At 69.5% G+C, this 13,617-nt stretch carries 12 protein-coding genes and 1 riboswitch; of the genes, 7 read left to right on the top strand and 5 right to left on the bottom strand.

Annotation, left to right across the window (positions count from 1 at the left end; translation table 11 throughout):
• Window positions 1–41 precede the first annotated feature (41 nt).
• A complete protein-coding gene (locus tag BEP68_RS12155) occupies window positions 42–596 on the top strand; it encodes a hypothetical protein (RefSeq protein WP_053095404.1) in 555 nt (184 codons plus the stop codon).
• Between the two features lie 102 nt (window positions 597–698).
• Here BEP68_RS12155 and BEP68_RS12150 read toward each other — a convergent pair whose 3' ends face one another.
• Both BEP68_RS12150 and glyA read right to left on the bottom strand, forming a co-directional pair.
• Window positions 699–1,577 carry a bifunctional methylenetetrahydrofolate dehydrogenase/methenyltetrahydrofolate cyclohydrolase gene (locus BEP68_RS12150; protein WP_056277410.1) on the bottom strand — a complete coding sequence of 293 codons (879 nt, stop codon included), beginning with the start codon at window positions 1,575–1,577 and terminating at the stop codon, window positions 699–701.
• Window positions 1,574–2,848 (bottom strand): serine hydroxymethyltransferase, encoded by a 1,275-nt coding sequence (gene glyA / locus BEP68_RS12145; protein WP_053095402.1) that lies wholly within the window; start codon window positions 2,846–2,848, stop codon window positions 1,574–1,576. The genes BEP68_RS12150 and glyA overlap by 4 nt, the downstream gene beginning before the upstream one ends.
• Before the next feature lie 35 nt (window positions 2,849–2,883).
• A riboswitch (ZMP/ZTP riboswitch) is annotated at window positions 2,884–2,968 on the bottom strand.
• Between the two features lie 52 nt (window positions 2,969–3,020).
• On the opposite strand from glyA, the gene BEP68_RS12140 reads away from it, so the two are divergent.
• The 6 genes from BEP68_RS12140 (at window position 3,021) to BEP68_RS12115 (ending at window position 10,578) form a co-directional block, all read left to right on the top strand.
• Window positions 3,021–4,544 carry a family 20 glycosylhydrolase gene (locus BEP68_RS12140; RefSeq protein WP_187250107.1) on the top strand — a complete coding sequence of 508 codons (1,524 nt, stop codon included), beginning with the start codon at window positions 3,021–3,023 and terminating at the stop codon, window positions 4,542–4,544.
• Window positions 4,541–5,707, top strand: coding sequence for an N-acetylglucosamine-6-phosphate deacetylase (gene nagA, locus BEP68_RS12135; RefSeq protein WP_053095400.1), 1,167 nt, complete (start codon window positions 4,541–4,543; stop codon window positions 5,705–5,707). The genes BEP68_RS12140 and nagA overlap by 4 nt, the downstream gene beginning before the upstream one ends.
• Window positions 5,708–6,135: 428 nt before the next feature.
• A complete protein-coding gene (locus BEP68_RS12130) occupies window positions 6,136–8,415 on the top strand; it encodes a sigma-70 family RNA polymerase sigma factor (protein WP_187250106.1) in 2,280 nt (759 codons plus the stop codon).
• 30 nt (window positions 8,416–8,445) lie between these two features.
• Complete coding sequence (locus BEP68_RS12125) at window positions 8,446–8,817, top strand: YrdB family protein (RefSeq protein ID WP_053095398.1); 372 nt, start codon at window positions 8,446–8,448, stop codon at window positions 8,815–8,817.
• A complete protein-coding gene (locus BEP68_RS12120; RefSeq protein ID WP_187250105.1) occupies window positions 8,814–10,178 on the top strand; it encodes an FAD-binding oxidoreductase in 1,365 nt (454 codons plus the stop codon). The genes BEP68_RS12125 and BEP68_RS12120 overlap by 4 nt, the downstream gene beginning before the upstream one ends.
• Entirely contained in the window at window positions 10,171–10,578 is a 408-nt protein-coding gene (locus tag BEP68_RS12115) for an NUDIX hydrolase (protein ID WP_187250104.1), read from the top strand. The genes BEP68_RS12120 and BEP68_RS12115 overlap by 8 nt, the downstream gene beginning before the upstream one ends.
• 12 nt (window positions 10,579–10,590) lie before the next feature.
• Here BEP68_RS12115 and nagB read toward each other — a convergent pair whose 3' ends face one another.
• From nagB to BEP68_RS12100, 3 genes are read right to left on the bottom strand one after another with little or no spacing between them, the layout of a single operon-like run.
• Window positions 10,591–11,370 carry a glucosamine-6-phosphate deaminase gene (nagB, locus tag BEP68_RS12110; RefSeq protein WP_187250103.1) on the bottom strand — a complete coding sequence of 260 codons (780 nt, stop codon included), beginning with the start codon at window positions 11,368–11,370 and terminating at the stop codon, window positions 10,591–10,593.
• A complete protein-coding gene (locus tag BEP68_RS12105; protein WP_171821895.1) occupies window positions 11,363–12,328 on the bottom strand; it encodes an ROK family protein in 966 nt (321 codons plus the stop codon). The genes nagB and BEP68_RS12105 overlap by 8 nt, the downstream gene beginning before the upstream one ends.
• A 58-nt stretch (window positions 12,329–12,386) precedes the next feature.
• Entirely contained in the window at window positions 12,387–13,574 is a 1,188-nt protein-coding gene (locus tag BEP68_RS12100; RefSeq protein WP_056277392.1) for an ROK family transcriptional regulator, read from the bottom strand.
• Window positions 13,575–13,617 lie beyond the last annotated feature (43 nt).

Below are 13,617 nucleotides of genomic sequence, written 5' to 3'. Positions count from 1 at the left end.
GAGATGCCACGGCATCCGAGAGTGTGTGGAATTCTGGTCAGATGAAGAACGGAATCGTCCGGTTCGCCGCACTCTACGTGTTCAACGTCGCGGTGCTGCTGCTCATCGGCCTGCTGTCGTCGGGTGTCTCTGTCGGGTTCACCGCGCTGTGGGCGGCCGTCATCCTGACGCTCGCGGCGCTCTTCGTGAAGCCGCTGCTCACCACGGCGTTCCGCAACGCGGCGGCGAAGTCCGCGGCCGATCGCACGAGAACCGGCGAGAAGGTCGTCCAGTACGTCCTCGTCTACCTCGTCGAGCTGCTCATCTGGGTGGCCGTCGTCTGGCTGAGCGGCGTCCGCGCCTCGGGCTTCTGGAGCTACGCGCTCCCGCCGCTCTTCCTGCTGTTCGGCTGGATGATCTACGACCAGGTCGACGACAGGCTGCGGGCGAAGGCCGGCGAGCTGTACGACGCCGTGCAGGGCAAGGTGTCGCGCCGCAAGCCGGCGCCCGCAGCCTCCACGCCCGCCCCGGAGACGACCGCCGCCGCGGAGGCGCGGGAGGAGCTCCACGACGGTCTGACCCCGGAGCAGCGGCGGATGCTCGACGAGCTGGGCTGAACGCAGACGGTCCCGATCCCGGGCCTCACCCCGATCCGCAGGCGGATCGGAAGGGGAGGTCCACGGATCGGGACCGACGATGCAGATCGAGACCGGCGACGGTCAGACCAGGCGTTCCGCCGCCTCGACGACGTTGGTCATGAGCAGGGCGACGGTCATCGGACCGACTCCGCCCGGGTTCGGCGACACCCAGCCCGCGACCTCGGCGACATCCGGGTGCACGTCTCCGAACACGAGGTTCTTGCCCGTCTCGGGGTCGGTCTCGCGGGTCACGCCGACGTCGAGCACGGCGGCGCCCGGCTTGACGTCCTCGGCGCGGATGAGGTGCTTGACGCCCGCGGCGGCGACGATGACGTCGGCCTCCCGCAGGTACCGCGGCATGTCGACCGTGCCGGTGTGCGTGAGCGTGACCGTGGCGTTCAGGTCGCGGCGCGTCAGCAGCAGGCCGATCGAGCGACCGATCGTCACACCTCGTCCGACGACCACGACGTGCTTGCCGGCGAAGTCGTAGCCGTTGCGCAGCAGCAGCTCGATGACACCCCGCGGCGTGCACGGCAGCGGGGTGTGGATCGGGTTGTTGACGTTGAGCACGAGTCGACCGAGGTTGGTCGGGTGCAGTCCGTCCGCATCCTTCGCCGGGTCGATCCGCTCGAGGATCGCGTCCGTGTCGATGTGCTTCGGCAGCGGCAGCTGCACGATGTATCCGTGGCAGTCCGGATCGGCGTTGAGCTCGTCGATCAGCGCCTCGACGTCGGCCTGGGTGGCATCGGCCGGCAGCTCGCGCTGGATCGAGTTCATCCCGATCGCCTCGGACTGACGGTGCTTCATACCGACGTAGAGCTGAGATGCCGGGTCGGCTCCGACGAGGACGGTCGCGATGCCGGGCACCACGCCCTTCGCCTTCAGCGCGGCGACCCGTTCGGTGAGCTCGGCCTTGATCGCGGCCGACGCCGCCTTGCCGTCGAGGATCTTCGCGGTCACTGCTGCAGGTCCGGGTAGAGCGGGAAGCCTGCGGCGAGCGCATCGACACGCGCACGGAGCGCCTCGACGTCGGCGCCGGGGAGCAGCGCGAGTGCGATCACGTCGGCGACCTCGGTGAACTCGGCGTCGCCGAAGCCGCGCGTGGCGAGTGCCGGCGTCCCGATGCGCAGACCCGAGGTGACCATCGGCGGTCGCGGGTCGTTCGGCACCGCATTGCGGTTGACGGTGATGTGGATGTCGTGCAGCAGGTCCTCGGCCTGCTTGCCGTCGATCGCGGCGTCACGCAGGTCGACGAGCACCAGGTGCACATCGGTGCCGCCGGAGCGCACTCCGATGCCGGCATCCTTCACATCCTGCTGCGAGAGACGCTCGGCGAGGATGGACGCTCCGCGCAGCGTGCGCTCCTGGCGCTCCTTGAACTCCGGGGTGCCCGCGAGCTTGAACGCCGTCGCCTTCGCGGCGATCACGTGCATCAGGGGGCCGCCCTGCTGCCCAGGGAACACAGCCGTGTTGAGCTTCTTCGCGAGGTCGGCGTCGTTCGTCAGGATGAAGCCCGAACGGGGGCCGCCGATCGTCTTGTGCACGGTCGACGAGACGACGTGCGCGTGCGGCACCGGGTTCGGGTGGAGGCCGGCGGCGACGAGGCCGGCGAAGTGCGCCATGTCGACCCAGAGCAGCGCGCCGACCTCGTCGGCGATCGCACGGAAGGCGGCGAAGTCGAGCGTGCGCGGGTATGCCGACCAGCCGGCGATGATGACCTTCGGCTTGTGCTCGAGGGCGAGGCGACGCACCTCGTCCATGTCGATGGTCGAGGTCTCGGGGTCGACGCCGTAGGCGACGATGTCGTACAGACGGCCGGAGAAGTTGATCTTCATGCCGTGAGTGAGGTGACCGCCCTGGTCGAGCGCGAGGCCGAGCAGCGTGTCGCCGGGCCGAGCGATCGCGTGCAGCACGGCGGCGTTCGCGGATGCTCCCGAGTGCGGCTGGACGTTGGCGAACTCCGCGCCGAACAGATCCTTGGCGCGCTGGATCGCGAGCTCCTCCGCGACGTCGACCTCTTCGCAGCCGCCGTAGTAACGACGGCCGGGGTATCCCTCGGCGTACTTGTTCGTCAGCACCGAGCCCTGGGACTGGAGCACGGAGACGGGCACGAAGTTCTCGGATGCGATCATCTCGAGGAACGTCTGCTGCCGTGCGAGCTCTCGGTCGAGGACCTGTGCGATCTCGGGGTCGACCTCGGAGAGTGGGGCGTTGAAGTAACGGTCGGTCATGACATGCTCCTCTGACAACGGATTCGAAGGGTGTACCTATCGGCCCAGGCGCGCGGTCGAATTCCGTGGTCAGTCGCTCCCCGGTGGTAGTCCACCCAGACGCCAGTCGCGACGTGAGAAAGCATAGCGGATTTCCCTGTGCTGCCGACTCTGCGCACGGTAGGTTTTGTTCATGGTCCTTCCCCATTCCATGCCCCTTGTTCCTCTTCCCGCTTCCTCCATCGCCGTCGATGGTCGGCTGCCCGTCTCCGACGGCTTGCGAGTCATCGGCGACTCCCCCGCGGCGGCCCAGCTGATCGACGCCGTCGCGCGCCGCAGCGGCATCCGGCTGTCGCACTCGACGGACAGCACCGGCGCCGGCACCGGGTCGACGATCGTCCTGCGGATCGACCCCGCCACTGCGCCCGAAGGATACGGGCTCACAGTCGGCGACTCCGTCGAGATCGTGGGCGGCGCCGAGGCAGGGCTCTTCTACGGCGTGCAGACGCTGCTGCAGCTGCTCCGCGAGGACGGCGAGGGATGGGCGTTCCTGCGCGCCGAGATCACCGACGCGCCACGATTCGCACGTCGCGGCGTCATGCTCGACGTCACGCGTCACTTCTTCGACGTCGATGAGGTCAAGAAGTTCATCGACAGCACCAGTGCCCTGAAGTTCAATCACCTGCACCTGCACCTCAGCGACGACCAGGGCTGGCGCATCCAGATCGACTCGTGGCCGAAGCTCACCGAGCTCGCCTCGTCCACGGCCTCCCTCGGCGACCCCGGCGGCTTCTACACGAAGGACGACTATCGCGAGATCGTCGCGTACGCCGCTGAGCGGCACATGGTCGTGATCCCTGAGATCGACCTCCCCGGTCACACGCACGCCATCGGCGTCGCGTATCCGGAGCTCGTCGAGGATCCGATCATGAACGACAGCCTGATCGCCGAATCGGCGCGCCTGGGGCAGCCGCTCCCCGTCGCAGGCGAGCCCTATCTCGGGTGGGGCGTCGGGCACTCGAGCGTCCGCATCCATGAAGAACGCACCTACGAGTTCGTCCGTGACGTCGTGCGCGAGCTCGCCGAGATGACCCCGGGTCCGTACATCCACATCGGCGGCGACGAGTCCCTCGGCACCCCGCAGGCGGACTTCGATCTGTTCGTCGAGCGCGCCACCGCGATCGTGTTCGAGGAGGGCAAGATCCCCGTCGCCTGGCACGAGGTGGGCGCAGCGAAGGACATCGCCGAGGGGACGATCGGCCAGTACTGGGGCAAGACGACGCCCGAGGGATCGCACGCTGAGGAGGCGGCGCACTTCGTCGAGCGTGGCGGGGCGCTCATCATGTCGACCGCCGACGTCGCCTACCTCGACATGAAGTACACCGAGGATTTTCCGCTCGGACTCACCTGGGCCGCGATCATCGATGTCCGCAGGGCGTACGAGTGGGAGCCGACCGCTGTGCTCGACGTCCCGGAGTCCGCGATCCTCGGCATCGAGGCTCCGCTGTGGAGCGAGACCACCCGCACCCTGAGCGAGGTCGAGCAGCTGGTCTTTCCGCGGGCCGCCGCTCAGGCGGAGGTCGCGTGGTCACCGCGCGACGCCGACGGCCGGGACTGGGAGTCGTTCCGCGGGCGACTCGGCGCACTCGCCCCGCTGTGGAAGGCTGAGGGCGTGGACTTCCACCCCGCAGACGAGATCCCCTGGAGCGAGCGATGACATCCGTTTCGACAGCGACGGGATCGGTCGTCATCCACTCGGCCCGACTGATCGACCACGGCGTCGAGGTCGCGGACGCCTGGGTTCGCATGGAACACGGGAGGGTCGCCGCTCTCGGCACCGGCCAGACGTGGGCCCCCGCCGATGAGGTCGTCGACGCGACCGTCGTCGCCGGGCCGGATGCCGTGCTCACACCCGGATTCATCGACATCCACTGCCACGGCGGCGCCGGAGCGTCGTTCGACGACGGGCCGGAGGCGATCCGCTCGGCTCGCGCTCTGCACCGCGCTCATGGCACGACACGATCGGTGATCTCCCTCGTCACCGCCCCCGTCGACGCCCTCGCTCGACGCGTGGCGCAGATCGCCGACCTGATGGAGTCGGATGCCGACATCCTGGGTTCGCATCTGGAAGGGCCGTTCCTCGACCCGGCGCACCACGGAGCCCACGAGCCGTCGCTGCTGCGCACTCCGACACGAGACGACGTCGCCCGCCTGCTCGACGCCGGCCGCGGGACGATCCGGCAGGTGACGATCGCACCGGAGCTCCCCGGCGGTCTCGAGGCGATCCGGATGATCGTGGACGCCGGCGCTGTCGCAGCGGTGGGACACACGAGTGCGGATGCCGCGACTGCGGACGCGGCATTCGAGACCGGCGCCTCCGTGCTGACCCACGCCTTCAACGCCATGCCCGGAATCCATCACCGAGCGCCGGGGCCGGTACTGGCGGCGGCGGCCGACCGCCGCGTGGTGCTCGAGGTGATCGCCGACGACATCCACCTCGACCCGCACGTGGTCAAGCTCGTGTTCGACTCGGCACCCGGTCGCGTCGCACTCATCACGGATGCCATGGCGGCTGCCGGCAGCGCCGACGGGCACTACGACCTGGGTGCGGTGAGCGTGACGGTCCTCGACGGCATCGCGCGCGCGGACGACACGGGATCGATCGCGGGGTCGACGCTCACCCTCGACGTGGCGCTGCGCAGGGCGACCGCGGCGGGCGCACCTCTCACGGAAGCCGTCCGGGCGCTCACCGAGACACCGGCGGGAGCGATCGGATACGGCGACCGGATCGGTCGCCTGGCGGTCGGGTTCGTCGCTGACGCGGTGCTGCTGAACGCACAGCTGCAGGTCGCTCGCGTGTGGGTCGGCGACCGGCCGTAGCCCGGTGCGGGTGAGGGGCCGCCGTTCCCCAGATCGGCGACCCCGTCACAATTCCCCCCACGTTGCGAGAGCTGGCGGGCCGAGCGCTCCTCCCCCGAGGTGCCCGACCCACCATGCCGGTGCACTTACCCCTTGCACCAGCGCCTGAGCTCCGCCCCCCGGTGGAGCCCCATGGCTGTCTCTAGTGATGAGACGACGTCGACGCCGATTCATTACGCGATTTCTCAGATCTTTTTTCACGGTTCTTCCGCGCGCCCGACTGATCTGCCCGTGATCAGGTCTTTATTCGCCCCCGGTCTTCTGCGAGCACTTTTCGAGAAGGGGTGGCAAGCCTGAGAGATAGGAGAGAGAATGGAGATGACGCGTGATGAAAATGGGGTTCACGCGTCTCTTCATGTGGAGGCGCACTCGCGCTCCACGACAGATGGATGACAGTGGATCAGGACAGCACTTCACACGAGGAAACGATCGCCGACGCCGATCTCGTCCTGCGCACCCGCTCGGGTGACGCGGCGGCCTTCGGCGAACTGTGGAGGCGGCACTATCCCTCCGGCATGTCGGTCGCGCGATCGATCACGTCGTCGATCGACCCCGACGACCTCGTGCAGGAGTCCTACACCCGCATCTATCAGGCGATCATCAAGGGCGGCGGACCGAACGGATCGTTCCGCGCCTACCTGTTCACGAGCATCCGCAACACCGCCGCCGCCTGGGGCCGCTCTCGACGCGAGTCCGCCATCGACGAGCTCGACTCCGTCGCCGATCCCGACAGCACCGACCAGGCGGCCAACGAGGCCCTCGATCGCAGCCTGACCGCGCAGGCGTTCCGCAGCCTGCCCTCCCGCTGGCAGGAAGTGCTCTGGTACACAGAGATCGAGCAGATGAAGCCGCAGGAGGCCGCGACCCTGCTCGGTATGAAGTCCGGCGCCGTCTCGCAGCTGGCTTTCAGAGCGCGTGAAGGACTTCGCGAAGCGTGGATCCAGGCTCACCTCCGCAGCGCGGCCGAAGGTTCCGACTGCCGGTGGACCATCGAGCACCTGGGTGCCTACTCGCGCGGCAACCTCAGCACGCGAGACCACAACCGTCTCGAGCAGCACCTCGACCAGTGCGCACGCTGCATGATCGTCGCCGCTGAAGCGAAGGACGTCTCCAAGCGGCTGGCCCTCGTGCTGCTGCCGCTCGTCCTCGGCGTCACGGGTTCCGCAGGCTACCTCGCCACCCTCCAGGGTGGCGGTATGCCCATCGTCGCGCTCGCGGCCATGCCCTCGGGGATCACCGAGGGAGCTGTCGTGGCTGCGGGAGGCGGAGCAGCCGCCGCCGGATCGTCGAGCGGCACCGGTGGAGCCGGCGCGACCGGCGCAGGCACAGCGACCGGTGGCGGAGCCGGTGGCACGGCGACCGGAGGCATCTTCAGCGGAGTCGGTGCGCTCGTCAGCGCAGGATCGGCGGCCCTCGTGGTCGCCGGCGTCGTGGCGGCCGCCACAATCATCCCGAGCCTCACGGGCGCGACGCCCGCGGCATCGATGCCGAGTGCCGGCGACAGCGATTCCTCGTCGATCAGTGCAGACGTCGGGCCCGACGAGTCGATGTCCGACGACAAGACGCCGATCGTCGATGAAGCGGAGACCGAGCCCGAGCCCGTCACCCCGCCCGTCGAAGCACCCGTCACCCCCCAGCCCGCTGAGGACATCGCGCCGGCGATCGTCTCACCCCCGGCGCCGACCGAGTCGACCGCGCCGGCGCTGCCCGAGTCCACGTCCCCTCCCGTGGACGAAGAGCCTGACGACGAGAACCCCGACGGCGAGAACCCCGATGGCGAGGTCCCGGGCGAGAACCCCGGAGAGACCCCCGGCGGCGAGAACCCCGGAGAAACCCCCGGCGGCGAAACCCCCGGCGAGAACCCCGGAGAAACCCCCGGCGGCGAAACCCCCGGCGAGAACCCCGGAGAAACCCCCGGCGGCGAAACCCCCGGCGAGAACCCCGGAGAAACCCCCGGCGGCGAAACCCCCGGCGAGAACCCCGGAGAAACCCCCGGCGGCGAAACCCCCACGGAACCGGCCGCGCCGACGACTCCGATCGAAGTCAGCCTCGCGAGCATCTGCCTCGACGCACGCGCTGTCACCTATGTGACCGTGAATGTGTCCGGCGAACCGGGCGCGGACATCGAAGCGCTGCTCGGCGGACGCCGCGGCGGCGTCGACGGCACGTCGCTGAGTGACGCAGGGACCGGCACGATCGAGTTGCGCCCCGGTCTCGTCCAGATTCTCCTCAGCGCGCCCCTCGAGGTCCACTACGTGACGGCGTCCGGTCCGATGCTGCCGACGACCACGAGCCTCTCGGCTCTCGGGGTGACCCTCGGTTCCGTGGCCCTCGCCCCCTCGTGCGGAGGGCCGGCTGCGGATCCCGCCGAGACGGTACCCTCCGAGCCGACTCCGGACGACGCGATCGCGCCGATCCCCGAGCCGACGGACGAGGCAGCACCCGCTGCCCCGACCGAGTCCCCGGACGCCGAGGCGTCCCCTGAGACGCCGGCACCCGAGACGGAGGCCCCGGCCGCTCCCGTCGAGACCGCTCCTCCGGCAGAGCCCGTGACCGAGGACCAGACCGCCCTTCCGACAGAGCCTGCCCCCGCCGACGACACCGCACCGGTCGACGAGACCGCACCGGTCGACCCGGTGGCCGCAGACGAGGCCGCGCCCGCGCTCTGACCCGTCATCGGCGGCGAATAGACTGGATCCATGTCCCAGGATCCCGCCTCCGTTCCCGGCGTCGACCGCCCCACCATCACCGCCCTCGACGTCGTCCGATCGGTCGTCCTGATCGTCGCAGTGGGCACCCTCGCCCTGTGGGGATTCGCCACCTGGCCCTTCCCGTACAACGTCATCCTCGGCATCGGGGCTCCGGTCGTCGTGATCCTGATCTGGGCGCTCTTCCTCTCGCCGCGACCCGTCCTGCGACTGCATCCGTTCCTTCGCGTCGTCGTCGAGCTGCTCATCTACGTCGGCGTGACGATCGCGTGGTGGCTGATGGACCAGCCCCTCATCGGCATCGCGTTCGCCGTGGTCGCCGTCGGCGCCGGCGTCGTGAGCGGCCGGCGTCGCATCCGATGAGCGCCCTCGACCTGCTCGTCGCCGCACTCGGCGACATCGTCGACACCGATGCGACGGTCCTCGAAGAAGCCCGCGCCGACAGATCCGGGCATGCGGCGCCCGGGCGGCCGCTCGCGGTCGTGCACGCCGAGACGGTCGAGCACGTCCAGACGGTGATGCGCATCGCGACCGAGACGGCGACCCCTGTCGTGGTGCGTGGCGCCGGCACCGGTCTCGCCGGGGCGGCGAACGGCGGCGAGGGCGAGATCGTGCTGTCCACTCGCCGGATGACCGCGATCCACGAGATCCGGGCCGACGACCTGCTTGCCGTCGTCGAACCCGGAATCCTCAATGCCGACCTCAACGACGTGCTCGCGGAGCACGGACTCTGGTGGGCACCGGATCCTGCGAGCCGTGCGATCTCGACGGTCGGCGGCAACATCGCCACCGGAGCGGGTGGGCTGCTCTGTGCGAAGTACGGCGTCGTGCGAGACGCGGTCCTCGGTGTCGATCTGGTTCTCGCCGACGGCCGACTGCTGCACCTCGGCCACCGCAGCGTCAAAGGCGTGACAGGACTCGACCTCACCTCGCTCGTGATCGGCTCCGAGGGCACGCTGGGCGTGGTCGTCGGCGCCACCCTCAAGCTGCGCCGACTGGTCGAGGGAACGACCTGCACGGTGACGGCCGTCTTCCCCGATGTGCGTGCCGCAGCGTCCGCCTCGGCCGCGGTCACCGCCTCGGGTGCGCAGCCGGCGATCATGGAGCTGATGGACTCCGCGAGCCTCGCCGCCGTCGCAGCCCTGCTCGACCTCCCCTCGCCCCTGGCCGGGAGCGCCCAGCTGACGATCCAGACCGATGGTCCGGCGGCAGTGGCCGAGGCGACGATGATCTCCGACATCCTGACGGCTCATCAGGGTGTGACCGAGGTCTCCCATGACCGCGAAGAAGGAGAGCGCCTCCTGGCCATCCGGCGTGCCATGCACCCCGCCATGTCGGCGCTCGGCACGACCCTCATCGAAGACGTGTCGGTGCCGCGCAGCGCCATGCCCGCCATGTTCGACGAGATCGCCCGCATCGAGAAGGCCTACTCGATGGCGATCCCCACGGTCGCTCACGCGGGCGACGGCAACCTGCATCCGAACTTCATCTTCGAGGGCGCAGAGCCTCCCGCTGAGGTCTGGGCGGCGGCGGACGAGCTGTTCCGGGCCGCGATCGCGCTCGGCGGCACGCTGACCGGAGAGCACGGGATCGGAACGCTGAAGAGCCGCTGGTTGGCCGACGAGCTCGGAGACGACCAGTGGGAGCTGCAGCGTCAGATCACTCGGGTGTTCGATCCGCTGGGAATCCTCAACCCCGGCAAGGTCTTCGCGCCCGATGCCTGACATCCACGTCAGCGCCGCGGTCATCGTCGATGACGCCGGCAGGGTGCTCGTCGTGCGCAAGCAGGGCACGACGCGCTTCATGCAACCCGGCGGCAAGCCCGAGCCCGGGGAGACCCCGTCGCAGACGCTGATCCGCGAGCTGCACGAAGAGCTCGGCCTTCGCCTGGATGAGGGCGATCTGGAGCCGCTCGGCACGTTCGTCTCCGAGGCGGCCAACGAGCCCGGTCACCGAGTCGTGGCCGACGCGTTCTCGGTGTCCATCGCCGCGGCGGAGGTCGTCGTCCAGGCGGAGCTCGCCGAGCTGCGATGGATCACACCCGCGGATGCCGAGACGCTGCCGCTGGCGCCGCTCAGCATCGAGCACCTGCTGCCGCTGGCGTGGCCGACGATTCGGCCCTGAGAGCCGACCGCGTCAGATCCCCTGCCAGCTCGGCTTGTTCGCGAAGGTGTAGCGGTAGTAGTCGGCGAGCTTCAGCCGGGACGCCGCGGCCTCGTCGACGACGACGGTCGCGTGCGGGTGCAGCTGGATCGCCGAACCCGGGAGGATGGCCGACAGCGGCCCCTCGACGGCATCCGCCACGGCCTGTGCCTTGCCCTCTCCGAAGGCGAGCAGCACGAGGTGCCGAGCGCGAAGGATCGTGCCGAGCCCTTGGGTGATGCAGTGCATGGGCACGTCGTCGATCGAGTCGAAGAAGCGAGCGTTGTCTTCGCGGGTCTGCTCGGTGAGGGTCTTCACGCGCGTGCGCGAGGCGAACGAAGAGCCGGGTTCGTTGAAGCCGATATGTCCGTCGGTGCCGATGCCGAGGATCTGCAGATCCACTCCTCCGGCCGCGTCGATCGCGGTCTCGTAGTCGTCACCTGCGTGCTGGATGGTGGCCTGTGCGCCGTTGGGCACATGGATCCGTCGCGGGTCGAGCCCCAGCGGCTCGACGACCTCGCGGGTGATGACCGAGCGGTAGCTCTCGGGATGAGCGGGGTCGATCCCCACGTACTCGTCCAGGGCGAAACCGCGCACCTGCGAGACGTCGCGACCCGCGAGCCTGCCTCGCAGCGCCTTGTAGACGGGGAGGGGCGTCGAGCCGGTGGCGAGGCCGAGCACGGCATCCGCACGTCCGTCGATCAGCTCGACGATCTCGGCGGCGACGAGGGCGCCTGCCGCTTCTGCGTTCTCGACGATGACGACTTCAGCCATGAGAAACGGTCTCCTTAGAGGGGGTGGTTGCGCCGACGACCGCGGCCCCGAAGGCCGCGGCGGGAGAGCCGGCAGGGAGCAGTTCGATCCTGTCGTCCAGGTGGAGCGAGCGCATGAAGGGCGAGGCCTCGGCATCGGACCGGAGAGCGTCGCGGATGCCCGTGTAGAGCCTGTCGCCGAGCGAAGTGAGGCCGCCGCCGATGATCACGCGTTCGACGTCGGCGGAGAGCACGAGCGCACGCACCGCCGCGGCCCCGCCGTGGAAGAGATCGGCGCGGAGCGCGAGCGCCCGTTCGTCACCGGTGTCGGCTGCGTCGAAGATGTCGCGCACCGGGAGCGCACCGGGACGATCCCAGGCTCGGGCGAGCGCGCCTCCGCCGCAGAAGGTCTCGATGCAGCCGCGCTGTCCACAGCCGCAGAGACGGCCGTTCGGGTCGACCGAGAGGTGCCCGACCTCGCCGGCCGTGCCTCGCGCGCCACGCCAGATCGTGCCGTCGACGACGATCCCGGCAGCGACCCCGGTGCCGAGATTGAGATAGGCCATCGACCCGTCGACGCCGCGCAGCACCGCAGCCCCGAGGGCGGCCGCTTTCACGTCGTTCTCCACGCGGACGGGGATACCCAGCTGTCGACCGGCGCGCCCGGCGAGATCCAGGGACTCGACGCCGAGATTCACGGCATGGAGCACCCGACCGGTGTCGGCGTCGACCAGCCCGGGGATCCCGACGCCCACCGACCTGACCGACGAGCGAGCGAATCCTCCCTCGTCGGCGAGCGCATCGACCGTCTCGAGGATGCTGACGACGACTGCCTCCTCACCCCAGCCGGTGGGTCGGCGCAGGCGCGCCAGAATGTCTCCGTCCGCGGACACCGCGACGGCATCGATCTTGGTTCCGCCGACGTCCAGGCCCACTCGTATGGGCCGACCGGACAGGTCGACGGCGAGCGCATCCGTCATCGGATGGTGCCCCTGCTCGTCTTCGGCTCGTGGACGCGGTCGCTCCCGCCGGTACGGATCACGAGACGCCCAGCTGGCTGGACAGCACCATCACGGCGGCACCGCGCAGGACGATGTCGTCCTGGTGTGTGCGGCGGATGAGCGCGTCCTCGAAGACGCCCTCGAGCGTGCGCGCGTGCAGGGTCTCGACCGCGGCGTCGATCAACACGCCGTCGAGCAGATCCTCAGGACCCGAGAGCACGACCTCGGACAGATCGAGTGCCGCGACGATCGGGGCGATCGCGATGCCCATGCGGGTGCCCGCATCGCGGAGGATCTCGTCGCGCGATCCGGGGGCGTCTGCGATGGCGGGACGCAGCCGCGTCTCACTCAGCCACGCTTCGAGGCAGCCGTCTTTGCCGCACGCGCAGCGGGGTCCACCGTCGGTGCCCACGACGACGTGGCCGATCTCGCCCGCTGCGAAGCGACTGCCGAGCAGCGGCTGGCTGCCGGTGATGACGCCGGCTCCGACTCCGCGACCGATCTTGATGAGCATGAAGTCGGCCTTCGCCTCGCCGAACGTGTACTCGGCGAGCACCGCGGCGTTGGCGTCGTTGCGCACGAGGACCGGCAGATCGAGATCGACGCCCAGCTTCGCCTCGAGAGGGAGATTGCTCCACCCGAGGTTGGGCGAGCTGAGCACGACGCCGTCAGGACGCACGACACCGGGGCTGCCGATCCCGACGCCGAGGATGGGCTGCGTGGCCGTCTCGGCGAGCGCTCGGGCCAGCTCCAGCGTGGCGGCGTAGGCGGCGTCGCCGTCTGCGCTCTCGGGCCGCGGCACCTCACGGCGCTCGAGCACGTCGCCGTCGAGGCTGAGCAGAGCGCCGACGAAGGCATGGGGGCCGGAGAGATCGATCCCGATGATCTGGTGCCCGACTCGGTCGATGTCGATGAGGATCGGAGGCTTGCCCGGTCCGACCGTCTCGCGCACTCCCATCTCGACGACGATGCCGTCGGAGATGAACTCCGCGACGAGGTCGGAGATGGTGACCCGAGTGAGGCCGGTCTCGCGAGAGAGGTCCGCTCGACTCATCGCTCCCGAGTGATAGAGCGTCTGCAGCACGAGCGCGCGGTTGTGACCGCGAGCGTGTTCCGGGAGCACCTTCGAGCGAGAGCGCAGGTGGCGCCCCGGGCCGAAGGCGTGCGCGCTCGCGGCGACGTAATCTGGCGACGTCGAAGGACGCGATCCATCCGATACGGACATGTTTGTTAGTAGACCTTACGAACAAAAATTTCGCAACCCCTGC

It is taken from the genome of Microbacterium sp. 4-7, assembly GCF_014332665.1.
Lineage (GTDB): Bacteria > Actinomycetota > Actinomycetes > Actinomycetales > Microbacteriaceae > Microbacterium.
Note: the sequence above shows the minus strand (reverse complement) of the source record. Positions and strands in the feature narration are given on the sequence as shown.